The sequence below is a fragment of the Pseudomonas sp. NPDC007930 genome, from assembly GCF_042958985.1.
In the GTDB taxonomy this organism is placed as follows: domain Bacteria; phylum Pseudomonadota; class Gammaproteobacteria; order Pseudomonadales; family Pseudomonadaceae; genus Aquipseudomonas.
Genome location: NZ_JBIBKC010000006.1, coordinates 59,387 through 73,793, shown reverse-complemented (window position 1 = coordinate 73,793; position 14,407 = coordinate 59,387). Strand labels below are relative to the sequence as shown.

Here is a 14,407-nt window from a genome sequence, read left to right as displayed (position 1 = left end):
TGGCTTCCGGGCCAGGCCGAGCCTGTGGTTGCCGGGCGCCTGGTACCGTTGGGCCAAGGCGAGCACGGGCCGGCCTTCGGCTTTATCTACGGTAAAAGCTACCTGGCCAACCCGCGGGCGATCCCCCTCAATAGCATCGAGCTGCCGCTGGGCGAGCAGACCATCGCCCCGGCCGCCGGCCTTGGGTTGGCTGGCGGCCTGCGTGATGCCTGCCCGGATGCCTGGGGCCGGCGGGTGATCCTCAACAAGCTGTTCGGCAAGGCCCCGACCCAGGCGGCTGAAGACAGCCTCGACGAAACCACGTTCATGCTCGAGTCCGGCTCGGACCGTATCGGCGCACTGGACTTCCAGCAGTCGCCCACCCACTACGTACCGCGCAGCAGCGACCATGCCAGCCTCGAAGAGCTGCTGCGCGCGGCGCAATTGATCGAGCAGGGCATCCCGCTCAGCCCTGAATTGGACCAAGCCCTGCGCCATGGCTCATCGATCGGCGGCGCGCGGCCCAAGGCCCTGCTGCAAGACGGCGGGCGTAAGTACGTGGCGAAGTTTTCTTCGTCTACCGACACCATGAACGTGGTCAAGGCTGAGTTCATCATGATGCGCCTGGCCAGCCGGCTGGGCATCGATGCGGCGCCGGTGCGGCTCGAGCGCGCGCTGGGCAAGGATGTATTGCTGATCGAACGCTTCGATCGGGTCGAGCAAGGTGGCGCCTGGCAGCGCAAGCTGATGGTCTCGGCGCTGACCCTGCAGGGGCTGGATGAAATGATGGCGCGCTATACCAGCTACGAAAACCTCACCCATATCATTCGCAAGCAGTTCAAGAACCCCAAGGCCGACCTGCGTGAACTGTTCCGCCGGCTGGTGTTCAACGTGCTGTGCGGCAACACCGACGACCACGCCCGCAACCACGCGGCATTCTTCGATGGCCAGCACTACGCGCTCACACCGGCGTACGACATCTGCCCGCAGGTGAGGTCCGGCAACGTCGCCAGCCAGGGCATGCTGATCATCGGCGCGGCGAACCAGAGCCAGGTCAGCCTGTGCCTGGAGGCCGCCCATTTGTTCCTGCTCGCCCCCGCCGAGGCCCAGGCTATCGTCAGTGAGCTGATCGAAGGCATCGGCGAGCACTGGGCGCTGACCTGCCAGGAAGCCGCCATCAGCCCGGTCGATCGCAACCAACTGGCCACCCGGCAGATGCTCAACCCCTTTTGTTTCGAAGGCCTGGCCATCCCGGCGCTGGCCCAGCGGGCCACCGCCATTCGCGCCACCCTGCCCGCCTGACCCTACCCCACAAGGAGCCTCACATGCAGACCAAACCCATCCTCGCCCACGCCGACGTGGCCCGCATCCTCGCCGCCGCCCGCGCCGAGGCGCTGGCCCAGCAATGGCCGGTGAGCATCGCCGTGGTCGACGACGGCGGCCACTTGCTGGGCCTGGAGCGGCTCGATGGCGCCACCGCCAGCAGCGCCTACATCGCCACTGAAAAAGCCCGCACCGCCGCCCTCACCCGCCGTGAAACCGAAGCGCTGGAGCAGGTGGTCAACGGCGGCCGCACGGCGTTCCTGGCCGCGCCCAACCTCACCCCGCTCGGCGGCGGCGTGCCGGTGCAGTACCAGGGCCAGGTGATTGGCGCGGTGGGGGTGTCGGGGGTCAAGCCGGACCAGGATGCCCAGGTCGCCAAGGCGGGGGCTGCAGTGCTGGGCGAGAAGCCCTGAGGTATCGCACAAAGCCACCCATCCGCAACTTTTCACGCCCCGGTGCGCAACTAGTGGCGTAGTGCTATTGTCACATTCGATATTCGATCGATATCACTGCGTGCCAGGGCAGGCGCGGGGGGATCACACATGGCTCAAGGCGCACCGATACCATTGAACGAAGCCCAGCGCCTGCGCCGGGTCAACGACCTCTGCCTGCTCGACCCCGAGCCGGACCCGGTGCTCGACCAATTGGTCAGCGCCGTCAGCCTGCACTTCAATGTGCCCATCGCGCTGGTGTCGATCGTCGACGAGCAACGCCAGTGGTTTCGCGCCGGCACCGGGCTGTGCCAGCGCGAGACCTCTCGCGACCAGTCGTTCTGCGCCTATGCCATCCTCAGCGACGGCCTGTTCGAGGTGTGCGACGCCCAACGCGATGCGCGCTTCGCCGAGAACCCGCTGGTCACCGGCGCGCCGTTCATCCGCTTCTACGCCGCCGCCCCGCTGACCACCGAAGACGGCCTGGGGCTGGGCAGCCTGTGCATCATCGACACCCAGCCGCGGCCGCCGCTCACGCCCCACGAAGCGCAGATGCTGCGCCACTTCGGCCAACTGGTGATGCTGCGCCTGGCCGGGCTGCGCAATGCCAGCTACCTCGACGGCCCGACCGGCCTGTTCAACCGCCTGCGCCTGGAGCAAGACATCACCCAGGTGCTGCCCGGCGGCGGCCACAGCCTGGCGGTGATCGACATGATTTCCCCGGGGTTTCTCAACGACATCGTCAAGGCACTGGGCTACAGCTTCTCGCAAGAACTGATGAACGTGATGCACGTGGCCTTGAAGGCGCACCTGCCGGCCCAGGCCACGCTGTACAAGATCAGCCCGCACCGCTTTGGCTTCTTGCTGCCGCCCAGCGTCGACGAGCAGCCGGAGTTGATTTTCCAGCGCTTGACCTGCGCCTTCGAGGCGCCGCTGCTGTGCCGTAATATTCCGATCCAGCCCCAGGTGGGCGTAGGTGCGATCCGCCTGCAACTGGACGACGACATCGAAAAAGACTGGCTGCGCCTGGTGGTCAGCGCCGCCGACGAAGCCCGCGACAAAGGCACCGGCTGGCGCTGGTACGAGCCGCACCTCGACCTCGCCCAGCAGCGCGCATTCCTGCTGCTCGGCTCGCTGGCCGAAGCCGTGCGCGCCCATGACCAACTGCAGCTGGTGTACCAACCACGCATCGAAGTGGGCACCGGGCGCGTTGTCACCGTCGAGGCCCTGCTGCGCTGGCAGCACCCGGTGATCGGCCCGGTCAGCCCCGCGGAATTCGTGCCGCTGGCGGAAAAAACCGCGCTGATCCGCCCGCTCAGCCTGTGGGTGATGCGCCAGGCGGTGCAGCAGGCCGCGCACTGGCAGCAACAGGGCCAACGCTTCAAGGTGGCGATCAACGTGTCGGTGCTCGACCTCTCCAGCCCGGCCTTCACCGACACCCTGCTCGAACTGCTGGCGCAGCAGGGCATGGACCCAGCCGGGTTCGAGATCGAGCTCACCGAAAGCGCGCTGTCAGACAACCTCGGCATGGTCCGCTCACAGCTCGAACGCCTGCGCGCGGTGGGCATGGACGTGGCCATCGATGACTTTGGCAGCGGCTACAGCAACTGGACCTACCTGCGCCAGTTGCCGGCCACCACGGTCAAGCTCGACCGCTCGCTGGTGCAGAACGCCACCGATGAAATCAAAGACCAGCGCCTGATCGAGGCGATCATCGACCTGGCCCAGCGGGTGGGCTACCGGGTGGTGGCCGAAGGCGTTGAAACCGAAGACCTCTACGAAGCCATGGAGCAGGCCGGCTGCCAGGAAATCCAAGGCTTTCTGATTGCCCGGCCGATGACCGCGGCAGCCCTGGAGCGCTGGCTGCAGCACGAGCGCCCGGGGCTTTCGCAGTACTGGCGAGCGCTCAGCCGCTAGTGCGCTGGCGCCCTTCGGCGAGCAGCCGGCTGGCGGCGTACAGCAGCGATTCGATCGCGAACGGCTTGGCCAGGAATGGCCCGACCGGGTGGCGCTCGTTGTCGCCGGGGTAGCCGCTCATGGTCAGCACCGGAATGTGCGGCCATAGCTGGCTGACGAAATAGCCCAGTTCCAGGCCATCGAGTTCACCCGGCATGCGCACGTCGGTGACCATCAGGCTGACCTGCCCGCCAAGGTCTTCGAGCAGGTGCATGGCCTCGTTGGCGTCGTTGACCCCGGTCACGGCGAAGCCTTCGTCGCGGAACGCCTCGCACACCACGCAATTGAGCAGGATCTCATCCTCGACCACCAACACATGCGGCACCTGCGTGCCGTTTTCGCTGAGTACCTTCCTGATCACTCCGGCCCCCTTGCAAACCCCTGTGCCCGCCTTCGTGCAATAGAACCGCCGCCGCGCAAAAGATTCGCCCGCGCGCGGGCCTGACGACAAGCTGCGCTAAATATTCGCGTACCGCGCGGGGCAAGGGCTGCCGGGGGCACGACCGTTCACGCCAGCCATTTGAAATCCGATGGAATTTGTGACGCCAGGCACGTTCCGTTAAAGCGTGTGAATGTTCAAAGACCAACCGAGATTGCTACAGATGCCTAGCCCAAAGCTTTTCATCATCGATTACAGACTTCACGGCTCCCAGAAAAGCTTCGTGCTGCGCCATGACCACATGGACAACGCGGAAGCCTGGCACTGGGCAAGCTGCGACGCCGGGATCGGCCACATCGCCCGCAACCGCCACGACAAGATCAAGAAAACCTCCAAGCCGATGGCCGAGAAGTATGGCATCACCGACGTGACCTGGCGCGAGGCCGGCGCCTCGCCCCTCGAAGGCGAACGCCTGGCCGACGCGCCGGCGCGCTGACCCCGACGTGACGCCGGCGCGGCGGCGGTCATCGAATACCAGGGCGGCATCGGCGCTTCACCCTTCGGGTGTTAACTATTAAGATGCCGCAAGCTATTCGATGACGAGGAATACAAGTGATCATCCATCCCAAGGTTCGCGGCTTTATCTGCACCACCACGCACCCGCTCGGCTGCGAGCGCAACGTGCTCGAACAGATCGAGGCCACCCGCGCCCGTGGCGTACGCACCGACGGCCCGAAAAAGGTCCTGGTGATCGGCGCCTCCAGTGGCTACGGCCTGGCCGCGCGAATCACCGCCGCCTTCGGCTTCAAGGCCGACACCTTGGGCGTATTCTTCGAAAAACCCGGCACCGAGAGCAAGCCTGGCACCGCCGGCTGGTACAACTCGCTGGCCTTCGACAAGTTCGCCAAGGCCGATGGCCTGTACAGCAAGTCGATCAATGGCGACGCCTTCTCCGACGAAGCCCGCGCCAAGGTGATCGAGCTGATCAAAACCGAAATGGGCGGCCAGGTCGACCTGGTGGTCTACTCGCTGGCTTCGCCGGTGCGCAAGCTGCCTGGCCGCGGTGAGCTGAAGCGCTCGGCGCTCAAGCCGATCGGCAACACCTACACCGCCACCGCGATCGACACCAACAAAGACACCATCATCCAGGCCTCGGTCGAGCCGGCCACCGAGCAGGAAATCGAAGACACCATCACCGTGATGGGCGGCCAGGACTGGCAGCTGTGGATCGACGCCCTGAGCGATGCCGGCGTTTTGGCACCGGCCGCGCGCACCGTGGCGTTCAGCTACATCGGCACTGAAATCACCTGGCCGATCTACTGGCACGGCGCCCTGGGCAAGGCCAAGGCCGACCTCGACGCCACTGCCCAACGCCTGAACACCCAACTCGGCGCCCAGGGCGGCGGCGCGGCGGTGGCGGTGCTCAAGTCGGTGGTCACCCAGGCCAGCGCGGCGATCCCGGTGATGCCGCTGTACATCGCCATGGTCTACAAGATCATGAAAGAAAAGGGCCTGCACGAAGGCACCATCGACCAGCTCAACCGGCTGTTCCGCGACCGCCTCTACCGCGACGACGGCCAGGCCGGTGAAAGCGACAGCGAGGGCCGCCTGCGCCTCGACGACTGGGAACTGCGCGACGACGTACAAGGTGAATGCCAGGCCCTGTGGCCACAGGTGACCACCGAGAACCTGTTCGCGATCACCGACTACGCCGGCTACAAGCACGAGTTCCTCAAGCTGTTCGGCTTCGAGCGCAAAGACGTCGACTACGACGCCGACGTGGCCACCGGCGAGCAGTTCGACTGCATCGAGCTGTAACCGCCTGAGGGCCGGGGCGCAGCGCGTTATACCGCGTGCTGCGCCTTGCTCCGCGGCGCCCCGAACAGTGCGTCGAAGGCCCAGGTGAACACGTAGGTGTACACCAGGAAGAACACCAGCAAGCCCAGGTCGAGCAAAAATGCCTCGATCAGCGTAATGCCCAGCCACCAGGCGAACACGGGCACCAGGATCACCACCAGCCCCCCTTCGAAGCCCAACGCATGGGCCACCCGCCGCCACACCGTGCGCCGCGCCGAGCGCTGCCGCGCCTCCCACGCCTCGAACAGCCCGTTCCAGGCCAGGTTCCAGCCAATCGCCACCACCGAGGCGATCACCGCCGCCACCCCGGCATGCCCCGCGTCATGGCCCAGCCAACCGATGGCCACACTGTTGAAGGCAATGGCGATCCCTTCATAGAGGCTGACGTACAGCACCCGGCGTTTGATCCCTTGCATGTTCGATAGTCCTAGGCAGATGTAAAACGCTACACTGCGCCAATAAAGCTGATACCCCAAGTCAGCTTCTTTCAGCTTTATTGATAGGTAGCAGCGATGGCGTTTACCAGCGACAGCGTGCGGGTGTTCCTCGCGGTGCTCGATCACGGCTCGTTTTCGGCGGCGGCGCGGGCGCTGCAGCGGGTGCCGTCGGCGGTGAGCATGGCCATCGGCCAACTCGAAGCGGAGCTGGACTTCCCGCTGTTCGAACGCAGCGGCCGCGCCACCCAGCCTACCCCGGCGGCCCTGGCCCTGGAGAACCAGGCGCGGCAGTTGGCCCAGCAACTGGCGCAACTGCACGCCCATGCCTTGCAACTGCATCAGGGCCTGGAAACCCGCTTGGCCATCGCCATCGCCCCAGAGCTGCTGGCCGCCACCTGGTACGCGCCGCTGGCGCAATTGGCCGAGGCGTTCCCGGCACTGGAAGTGGAAATCCGCAGCGCGCCACAGGTAGAGGCCTTGAGCCTGCTGCACGCCGGCCAGGTGCAACTGGCGATCGTGTTCGAACGGCCGGGCATGGACGAGCGCGAAGACTTCGAAGAGCTGGCCAGCGAAACCCTGGTGGCGGTGATCGCCCCTGGGCACCCGATCCTGCAAGCCAACCAGGGCCGCCTGTGCGGCGATGACCTGGCCTGCATCCGCCAGATCGTGGTCGCCAGCCAGCACGCCGGCAGCGCCGCGCCACGGGTGTTGCTGTCGCGCCAGCACTGGCTGAGCGACAACTACCTGGCCACCCTCAGCCTGGTCGAGGCGGGCCTGGGCTGGGCCTACCTGCCCCAGGCGCTGGTGCGCCCGCGGGTGGCCGATGGCAGCTTGCAAGTGATCAGCTTCGTCAACATGAGCAACCAGCTGCAGCTGTGGGTCGACGTGGTGTGGGCCAAGGCGCGCCCGCTGGGCCTGGGCGCGCAGCGCTATATCGAGCTGCTGCGGGCGGCCTCACTGAACCGGCAGGAAATTCAAAAATAGCAGGCTTTGCGCGTAGTTCAGGCCGATGCGCCGGTAGCGCTCGTCGAGCAACTGCGCCAGCAGGTCAAGGCGGGCGACGATCTTGCCGAACTCAGTGGCGAAGCTGAGGTTGCTGCCCTCTTCGGAAATCTCGTTGGAGAACAACAGCGGCTGGCCATCCTTGCCCTGGCGCTGGCTGAGCATCCAGGTGGCCTTCTCGATGTTGCGCGCGGCGTTGTTGACGAAGCGCGGGTCGATCACGTCGGTCATGTAGAACTGCAGGCGGTTACCGTGGGCGGTGACCAGCATGCTGCCGATGGCGTAGATGAACGCGCCTACCCGGTCGCCCAGAAACTCCGGGCTCAGCGCGTAGCTCAGCGCGGCGAGGTCTTTGCGCCCGCCCAATTGAGGCATGGGTTGTTGCTGCTCGATGGCCTGGCGCACCTGGCGTTCGGCGGTGGCGGCGTCGAGAAAGCCCGACTTGCGCAGCTCCATCGGGTTGCGCAGGTACAGTTTGTTCATCAGCAGGTAGAGGCTGGCGAGGTTGTCGCGCATGGCCAGGGTGGCCATACGGTCGACGCTGGTCTGGAAGAATTCCTGGGGGCGGGTGCTACCGAGTTGCTGGACCATGTCCTGGCCCTGCTGTGGGGTGCATCCGGGCAGTGCGATGAGCGCACAGCAACAAGCGAAAACGTAGCGAGACGGCGGCATCGGGCGGTGGCTGGTTGGGAACGGGCCCAACGTAGAACCTGAAAACGCCCGAAAGTGCCTTGGCCGCGGGGTTAAAGCTTAACGGCGCGGTGGTGGCCGGCGGCGGCGGTCTTCTTCGGTGGGGATCGGCACCGGTTGCAGCGGTGGTGGGATCAGCCCCAGGGCAACGCCCAGATCATGCAGCCAGTTGAACAGTTGAGTCATCATATAGCCCCCCTCGGGGTCGACTGCGCGGCAGAAATACACGTTGCCGCCTTACCCGAATCATAGTCTCAAGCCCATGGAAACGCATCACTGTAGATGCGGCCGTTCAGCGCACATTCAACCGCGGTGTGGCCTGACGCGACCGGCGGCAGGCCCGTGGTAGCGGGCCCGGGCGGGGAATCGACGGCGGCGGCCAGGAAACATCCTGCAAAAGTAACATCGGCCGCCGGCGGGAGAGCTTGATGCCGTTCAGCGCTTTTTCAGTGGCGCCATGCCATCAGCGCTGCTGAGCGAGGGTTTCGCCGCCGGCTTGCGCTTGGCCGGGGCCTTGCTGGTGGCGGTTTTTTTCTCGACCTTTTTCTTCTTGGTGCCAGCGGCCTTGCCCGACGCCTTGACCTTCTTCGGCCCGCTGTAGGTGCCCTTGACCTCTTTGATCACCCGCCGCTCGAACTGCTGCTTGAGGTAGCGCTCGATGCTCGACATGCGGTTCCAGTCGAGGTGGCCGATCAGCGAGATCGCCAAACCCTCGGCGCCGGCGCGGCCGGTGCGGCCGACGCGGTGCACGTATTCGTCACCGTTGTGCGGCAGGTCGAAGTTGATCACCAGGTCGAGGCCGTCGATGTCCAGGCCGCGGGCGGCCACGTCGGTGGCAACCAGCACCTTGGCGCCGCCCTGCTTGAGGCGGTCGATCGCCAGCTTGCGGTCTTTCATGTCTTTTTCGCCGTGCAGCACGAAGGCTTTTACCTCCAGCGCCACCAGGTGGCCGTACACGCGGTCGGCCATGGCCCGGGTGTTGGTGAACACGATGGCCTTGCGGTAGGTTTCGTTGGCCAGCAGCCACTGCACCACCTGCTCTTTGTGGGCCGGGTGGTCGACGGTGATGATCTGCTGGCGGGTGTTGGCCGAGAGGTCGGTGACGCTGTTGACCATCAGGTGTTGAGGGTCTTTCAGCACCTTGCCGATGATGTCGCGCAGCGCCGCGCCGCCGGTGGTGGCGGAGAACAACAGGGTTTGCTGGCGCCCGGCGCACTCGTTGCACAGGCGCTCGACGTCTTCGGCGAAGCCCATGTCAAGCATGCGGTCGGCTTCGTCGAGCACCAGCACTTCGACCTCGTTCAGCTCCAGGTGCCCGGCATTGAGGTGCTCGAGCAGCCGCCCGGGGGTGCCGATGAGGATGTCGGGGCAACGGCGCAGGTTGGCTGCCTGCACTTTGAAGTCTTCACCGCCGGTGACCAGCGCCGCCTTGAGGAAGGTGAACTGGGCAAAGCGCTCGACCTGCTTGAGGGTTTGCTGGGCCAGCTCGCGGGTCGGCAGCAGGATCACCGCGCGGATGCTCACCCGTGGCCGCGCCGGGCCGATCAGGCGGTTGAGCACCGGCAGCACGAAGGCCGCGGTCTTGCCGCTGCCGGTTTGCGCGGTCACGCGCAGGTCGCGCCCGGCCAGCGCCGGCGGGATGGCTTCGACCTGCACCGGGGTCGGCTCGGTAAAATTGAGCTCGGCCACGGCTTTGAGCAGGCGTTCATGCAGGTCGAATTGGGAAAACACGGAAAACCACCTCGGTGACGGGGAAAAACGACCGCATAGATTACCTGTTTTGCCGGGGGTTTGCCGAAGGTTTTGCGCATTCGAGGGCCCTTCGCCCGGCACAGCCGGCCTCCCACGGGTTTTGTGTTGCCCGGTAAATCATGTACGTACCAACCTCTTGCCTCTTGCCTCTTGCCTCTTGACCAACCTGTAACCCCAGCTCAAGCCAACCCCCCCATTTATGTCAATAGACGCCCTCCCCCGCCCAGCCTCACCATGCTCGAAAAATACTGGCCTGACCGTGAGAGCACACCCCCATGCAACACCTCGACACCACCCGTGACCTGGCCCACGCCCGCCAGCCCCAGCATGCCCTGCCGCGCCGGATGTACAGCGACGAACAGGTGTACCAGGCCGACCTGGAGCTGTTCTGGTACCGTGAATGGATCTTCGCCGGCCACACCGTGGCGCTGGAGAAACCCGGCAGCTACTTCACCCTGCAACTGGGCGATTACCCGATCGTGGTGATCAAGGGCGAAAAGGGCGAGATCCATGCCCACCACAACGCCTGCCGCCACCGCGGCGCCAAGCTGTGCAGCAAAGACAAAGGGCGCACGCCGAAGCTGGTGTGCCCCTACCACAAGTGGACCTACAACCCCGACGGCGCGCTGATCTACGCCGGCAACATGGGCGAAACCTTCGACAAAAGCCGGTTCAACCTCAACCCGGTGCACGTCAGCGTGATCGACACCTACATCTACGTGTGCGTGGCGCCGACCCCACCGGCCATCGAGCCGTTTCGCGAGGCGCTGCTGCCCTACGTGCTGCCGCACAACCTGAGCCAGTGCAAGGTCGCCCATGAGTCGCACCTGGTGGAAAAGGGCAACTGGAAGCTGGTGTTCGAGAACAACCGCGAGTGCTACCACTGCGAGGGCAGCCACCCCGAGCTGCTGCACTCCTACGTCGAGAACCTGTCGGTGGCTGGGGTCAACGCCGAAGACCCGGCGCTGGCCAGCCACTGGCAACGCTGCGAGGCCGAGGGTTTTCCCAGCCAGTTGCTGATGGACCCCCACGGCCAGTACCGGATCACCCGCATCCCGCTGGCCCACGGCGCCAGCAGCTACACCCTCGACGGCCAACCGGCGGTGCGCGAGCGCCTGGCCAACCCGGGCGGCAACCTCGGCGCGCTGCTGTTCTTCAACTACCCCTCGACCTGGAACCACCTGCTCGGCGACCACGTGCTGAGCTTCCGGGTGCTGCCGATCAGCGCCACCGAAACCCTGGTGACCACCCACTGGCTGGTGCACAAGGATGCCGTGGAAGGGGTGGATTACCAGTTGGATAACCTGACCAAGGTGTGGGTGGCCACCAACGACCAGGACCGCGAGCTGGTCGAGGCCACCCAGGCCGGGCTGCGCTCGCCCAGCTACCAGCCGGGGCCCTACTCGCCAGTGGCCGAGGGCGGCGTGTGCCAGTTCGACGACTGGTACACCGACGCGCTCAAGGCGCGCCTAGCGCGCTGAGCACCCAGGCCTTGAAGCACTCGGCCGCCGGCAACTGTTCGGCGGCCTCGCGCAGCGCCAGGTAATGGAAGGTTTGCGGCTGCACCAACTCAAAGCCGGCCAGGCGCACCAGCCGGCCCTGGGCGATACGCTGCTCGACCAGGTGGTGCCAGCCCAGGGCGATGCCCAGCCCTTGCTCGGCGAGCTGGATCAACAGGCTGTAATCGTTGGCGCTGAACAGGTTCGGCGCCGCCGCCCCGCGCCCCGCCAATGGCACGTTGTGCAGGCCCAGCCAGATGTCCCAGTCGAGGTACTCGGCCAGCGCCGCGCGGCCATGGGGGCTGAGGTTCAGCAACGCGGCCTCGCGCAGGTGCTCCAGGCTCATCGGCCGCGGCAAGCGGCTGAAGTACGCCGGGCTGCACACCGGGTACACCGCCTCGCCAAACAGCTTCACGCTGCTGTAGCCCGGCTGGATGTGCGCCGCCTGGGTGATGAACACGTCCGGGCGCACCCCGGCGTCGAGCTGCTGGAAGTGATGGGTGGCGACGATGTTCAGCTCCACCTCCGGGTGCTGCGCGCTGAACGCCGGCAGCCGCGGCGCCAGCCACAGGTTGGCGAACGCCGGGGTGCAGCACACCGTCAGCGCGGCCTTGCCACGGGCCTGCTGGCGCAGGCGGTCGGCGGCCTGGGCGATGTTCATGAAGGCCAACTGCGCCGTTTCGAAGAACGCCACGCCCTCGGCGGTCAACCGCACCGCGCGCCCGGCGCGGGCGAACAGCGCGGTGCCGAGCAGGTCTTCGAGTTCTTTGATCTGCCGGCTGATCGCCGCCGGGGTCACGCACAGCGACTCCGCCGCGCGGCTGAAGCTGGAATACTTCGCCGCCGCGACGAAGGCCTTCACCGCGCGCAACGAAGGCATCTTGATCAGCAGCCGGTCGGGTTCGATCTGTTTGACCACTTGGGCACCTTGGGGTTGGGGTTGAGGGCCTCTCGCCCGGCACAGCCGGAGTGCCGGACCACGGCCTCCCACTAAATTTGTGTAACTCATTGATTTAAGAAGCAATACACAACCCGTGGGAGGCCGGCTGTGCCGGGCGAGAGGCCCTATCAGTTGAGCCGCGCTTCCTTCGACGGCGGATAACCAAAATACGCCGTATAGCACTTGCTGAAATGGCTCGGCGAAACAAACCCGCAGGCCACCGCCACCTGCACCACGGGCAGCGCCGAGTGCTGCAGCAGGCGCCGCCCTTCGGTCACCCGCAGTTCCAGGTAATAGCGCAGTGGCGTGGTGCCGAGCTGGTCTTTGAACAACCGCTCGATCTGCCGCCGCGAGCGCTTTACATAGGCCGACAACTGCTCGAGGTCGAGCGGGTCTTCGAGGTTGGCCTCCATCAGCTTGACCACCTCGCGCAGCGGCGGGGTCATCTTGATGTGCAGCTTGGGGTTCACCCGCCGGTAGCGCGAGGCCTCGAAGGCGAGGATGTCGACGATGCCGTCGACCAGCCCGGCCCCATGCCGCTGGCCAATCCATTCCAGCACCATGTAGAAGGCGCCGTTGGGGCTGGCGGCGGTGTAGCGGTCGCGGTCGACCATGTAGCTTTCGCTGGTCACCTGGCTGTACTTGGCCGCTTCGGCCAAGGCCGGGCGGTGCTCCGGGTGGATCGCGCAGCGGTAGCCGTCGAGCAGCCCGGCCTGGCCGAGAAACCACGCGCCGTTCCACAACCCGGCCAGGGCAATGCCCTTTTCCGCGGCTTTTTTCAGCAGCAGGCGCAGCTCTTGGTTGCCGCGCAGCGGCGTGCGCAGGCCGCCACACACCACCAGCAGGTGCAGGTCTTCGAGGCGGTGGGTGCGCAGGTCGGCGTCTGGGCGGATGACGATACCCAGGTCGCTGGTGACCTCGCCGCCGCCCAGGGTGAAGGTGTGGGTGGCGAACAGGTTCGCTTGCAGCAGGTTGGCGGTGACCAGGGTGTCCAGCGCCTGGGTGAAGGCCGGCAGTGAAAAGTGCTCAAGCAGAAAAAACCCCACGCGCGTATGCGCGGGGGCTGAGGTGGGCTCGTTTTTAACGTAGCGAAGGTTCTTGCCCTGATGCCCTTCGCTGAATACGCGTCTTTCTACCAAGAGTGGCCTCGTGCCGCATTAGGTCATTTGGAAGCCATGGGCGAGCGGGTCGCGGCTATCGACGATGATCGTGTTGTAGCCGATCACCTGCGCCCAGCCGGTCACCCCTGGGAGGATCGCCGGGTAATCACCGACCCGGGTTTCGCCCTCGATGCGGCCGATGAAAGTCGTCCCGATCAGGCTCTGGTGGCGGAACGTTTCGCCCACGCCCAGGCGCCCACGGCCATGCAATTGTGCCATGCGCGCGCTGGTGCCGGTGCCGCCGGGCGAGCGGTCGATGGCCTGTTCGCCATAGAACACCGCGCAGCGGCCGTCGATGCCGTCGATCGCCGGCTGGTCGCACCAGATCACGTGGTGCACGCCACGGATGCGCTGATCCTCCGGGTGCACCGGGTCGATCACCGCGGCCAGGGCGCTGCGCAGCTTCTGGCTGAGGTTGATCAGCGTCGCCGCGCGCACGCCCTCGAGGCCCGCCCAGTGCGCCTGCGGCTCGACCACCGCGTAGTAGTTGCCGCCGTAGGCGATGTCGACGCTGAGCGTGCCCAGCCCGTCGATCTCGACCTGCACATCCTGGGCGTGCAGGTAGCTGGGAACGTTGAGCATCTGCACGCTGGTGACCTTGCCGGCGGCTTCGGTGTAGCGCACGTCTACGCGCCCAGCAGGGGTTTCCAGCGCCAGTTGGCCGGGCACCCGCGGGGTGACCAGGCCTTCTTCCACGGCCGTGGTGACCAGGCCGATGGTGCCGGCGCCGCACATCGGCAGGCAGCCGCTGACCTCGATGAACAGCACCGCCAGGTCGCAGTCGTCGCGGTACGGCGGGAACAGGATCGCCCCGCTCATTACGTCGTGCCCGCGCGGTTCGAACATCAGCGCCTGGCGTACCCAGTCGTGGTGCTCGACGAACAACGCGCGGCGCTCGGCGATCGGCAGGTGCGGCAGCATCGGCGCGCCGCCGGCCACCAGCCGTACGGGATTGCCGCAGGTGTGCGCGTCGATGCAGAAAAACGTGTTCTTCATGGCGGT

The 14,407-nt window shown here is 66.0% G+C and carries 15 protein-coding genes; 7 read left to right on the top strand and 8 right to left on the bottom strand.

The features are described 5' to 3' along the window. The first annotated feature begins 24 nt into the window (after window positions 1-24). From ACFZCE_RS14610 to ACFZCE_RS14600, 3 genes are all read left to right on the top strand, one after another. On the top strand, window positions 25-1,281 hold the full coding sequence (locus ACFZCE_RS14610) for a HipA domain-containing protein (protein ID WP_390940123.1): 1,257 nt from the start codon (window positions 25-27) through the stop codon (window positions 1,279-1,281). A 23-nt stretch (window positions 1,282-1,304) separates the two neighbouring features. Continuing rightward, the gene (locus ACFZCE_RS14605) at window positions 1,305-1,715 is read left to right on the top strand and encodes a heme-binding protein (RefSeq protein ID WP_390940121.1); all 411 of its coding nucleotides are present in this window, start codon (window positions 1,305-1,307) and stop codon (window positions 1,713-1,715) included. Between the two features lie 129 nt (window positions 1,716-1,844). After that, entirely contained in the window at window positions 1,845-3,650 is a 1,806-nt protein-coding gene (locus tag ACFZCE_RS14600; protein ID WP_390940119.1) for an EAL domain-containing protein, read from the top strand. Here ACFZCE_RS14600 and ACFZCE_RS14595 read toward each other — a convergent pair. Beyond that, window positions 3,640-4,050 (bottom strand): response regulator, encoded by a 411-nt coding sequence (locus ACFZCE_RS14595; RefSeq protein ID WP_390940117.1) that lies wholly within the window; start codon window positions 4,048-4,050, stop codon window positions 3,640-3,642. The genes ACFZCE_RS14600 and ACFZCE_RS14595 overlap by 11 nt on opposite strands. Window positions 4,051-4,291: 241 nt before the next feature. On the opposite strand from ACFZCE_RS14595, the gene ACFZCE_RS14590 reads away from it, so the two are divergent. Both ACFZCE_RS14590 and fabV read left to right on the top strand, forming a co-directional pair. Further along, entirely contained in the window at window positions 4,292-4,564 is a 273-nt protein-coding gene (locus tag ACFZCE_RS14590) for a DUF6555 family protein (protein WP_390940115.1), read from the top strand. A 116-nt stretch (window positions 4,565-4,680) separates the two neighbouring features. Continuing rightward, complete coding sequence (gene fabV / locus ACFZCE_RS14585) at window positions 4,681-5,886, top strand: enoyl-ACP reductase FabV (RefSeq protein ID WP_390940113.1); 1,206 nt, start codon at window positions 4,681-4,683, stop codon at window positions 5,884-5,886. A gap of 26 nt (window positions 5,887-5,912) precedes the next feature. Here fabV and ACFZCE_RS14580 read toward each other — a convergent pair whose 3' ends face one another. Further along, a complete protein-coding gene (locus ACFZCE_RS14580) occupies window positions 5,913-6,341 on the bottom strand; it encodes a PACE efflux transporter (protein ID WP_390940111.1) in 429 nt (142 codons plus the stop codon). 96 nt (window positions 6,342-6,437) lie between these two features. Here ACFZCE_RS14580 and ACFZCE_RS14575 point away from each other — a divergent pair, with 96 nt between their 5' ends. After that, a complete protein-coding gene (locus tag ACFZCE_RS14575) occupies window positions 6,438-7,346 on the top strand; it encodes a LysR substrate-binding domain-containing protein (RefSeq protein ID WP_390940109.1) in 909 nt (302 codons plus the stop codon). Here the strand turns inward: ACFZCE_RS14575 and ACFZCE_RS14570 are convergent. The 3 genes from ACFZCE_RS14570 to ACFZCE_RS14560 form a co-directional block, all read right to left on the bottom strand. Further along, the gene (locus tag ACFZCE_RS14570; protein ID WP_390940107.1) at window positions 7,317-7,955 is read right to left on the bottom strand and encodes a hypothetical protein; all 639 of its coding nucleotides are present in this window, start codon (window positions 7,953-7,955) and stop codon (window positions 7,317-7,319) included. The genes ACFZCE_RS14575 and ACFZCE_RS14570 overlap by 30 nt on opposite strands. Window positions 7,956-8,114: 159 nt before the next feature. Continuing rightward, on the bottom strand, window positions 8,115-8,243 hold the full coding sequence (locus ACFZCE_RS14565) for a PA1414 family protein (RefSeq protein ID WP_390940105.1): 129 nt from the start codon (window positions 8,241-8,243) through the stop codon (window positions 8,115-8,117). Window positions 8,244-8,489: 246 nt separating this feature from the next. Beyond that, window positions 8,490-9,785 (bottom strand): DEAD/DEAH box helicase, encoded by a 1,296-nt coding sequence (locus ACFZCE_RS14560; RefSeq protein WP_390940103.1) that lies wholly within the window; start codon window positions 9,783-9,785, stop codon window positions 8,490-8,492. A gap of 296 nt (window positions 9,786-10,081) precedes the next feature. Between ACFZCE_RS14560 and ACFZCE_RS14555 the strand changes: the two genes are divergently transcribed. Beyond that, window positions 10,082-11,287, top strand: coding sequence for an SRPBCC family protein (locus ACFZCE_RS14555; protein ID WP_390940101.1), 1,206 nt, complete (start codon window positions 10,082-10,084; stop codon window positions 11,285-11,287). Here ACFZCE_RS14555 and ACFZCE_RS14550 read toward each other — a convergent pair. The 3 genes from ACFZCE_RS14550 to ACFZCE_RS14540 form a co-directional block, all read right to left on the bottom strand. Then, complete coding sequence (locus tag ACFZCE_RS14550; protein WP_390940099.1) at window positions 11,265-12,224, bottom strand: LysR substrate-binding domain-containing protein; 960 nt, start codon at window positions 12,222-12,224, stop codon at window positions 11,265-11,267. The genes ACFZCE_RS14555 and ACFZCE_RS14550 overlap by 23 nt on opposite strands. A 149-nt stretch (window positions 12,225-12,373) precedes the next feature. After that, window positions 12,374-13,384, bottom strand: coding sequence for a helix-turn-helix domain-containing protein (locus ACFZCE_RS14545; protein WP_390940096.1), 1,011 nt, complete (start codon window positions 13,382-13,384; stop codon window positions 12,374-12,376). Window positions 13,385-13,402: 18 nt separating this feature from the next. Beyond that, window positions 13,403-14,401 carry a 4-hydroxyproline epimerase gene (locus ACFZCE_RS14540; RefSeq protein ID WP_390940095.1) on the bottom strand — a complete coding sequence of 333 codons (999 nt, stop codon included), beginning with the start codon at window positions 14,399-14,401 and terminating at the stop codon, window positions 13,403-13,405. Window positions 14,402-14,407: the final 6 nt, after the last annotated feature.

Bases quoted from the DNA above. Each gene is read 5' to 3' on its own strand.
- ACFZCE_RS14540 (WP_390940095.1), bottom strand. From the start codon at position 14,401: ATGAAGAACACGTTTTTCTGCATCGACGCGCACACCTGCGGCAATCCC.
- ACFZCE_RS14580 (WP_390940111.1), bottom strand. From the start codon at position 6,341: ATGCAAGGGATCAAACGCCGGGTGCTGTACGTCAGCCTCTATGAAGGG.
- ACFZCE_RS14570 (WP_390940107.1), bottom strand. From the start codon at position 7,955: ATGGTCCAGCAACTCGGTAGCACCCGCCCCCAGGAATTCTTCCAGACC.
- ACFZCE_RS14605 (WP_390940121.1), top strand. From the start codon at position 1,305: ATGCAGACCAAACCCATCCTCGCCCACGCCGACGTGGCCCGCATCCTC.
- ACFZCE_RS14565 (WP_390940105.1), bottom strand. From the start codon at position 8,243: ATGATGACTCAACTGTTCAACTGGCTGCATGATCTGGGCGTTGCCCTG.
- ACFZCE_RS14555 (WP_390940101.1), top strand. From the start codon at position 10,082: ATGCAACACCTCGACACCACCCGTGACCTGGCCCACGCCCGCCAGCCC.
- ACFZCE_RS14590 (WP_390940115.1), top strand. From the start codon at position 4,292: ATGCCTAGCCCAAAGCTTTTCATCATCGATTACAGACTTCACGGCTCC.
- ACFZCE_RS14600 (WP_390940119.1), top strand. From the start codon at position 1,845: ATGGCTCAAGGCGCACCGATACCATTGAACGAAGCCCAGCGCCTGCGC.
- ACFZCE_RS14575 (WP_390940109.1), top strand. From the start codon at position 6,438: ATGGCGTTTACCAGCGACAGCGTGCGGGTGTTCCTCGCGGTGCTCGAT.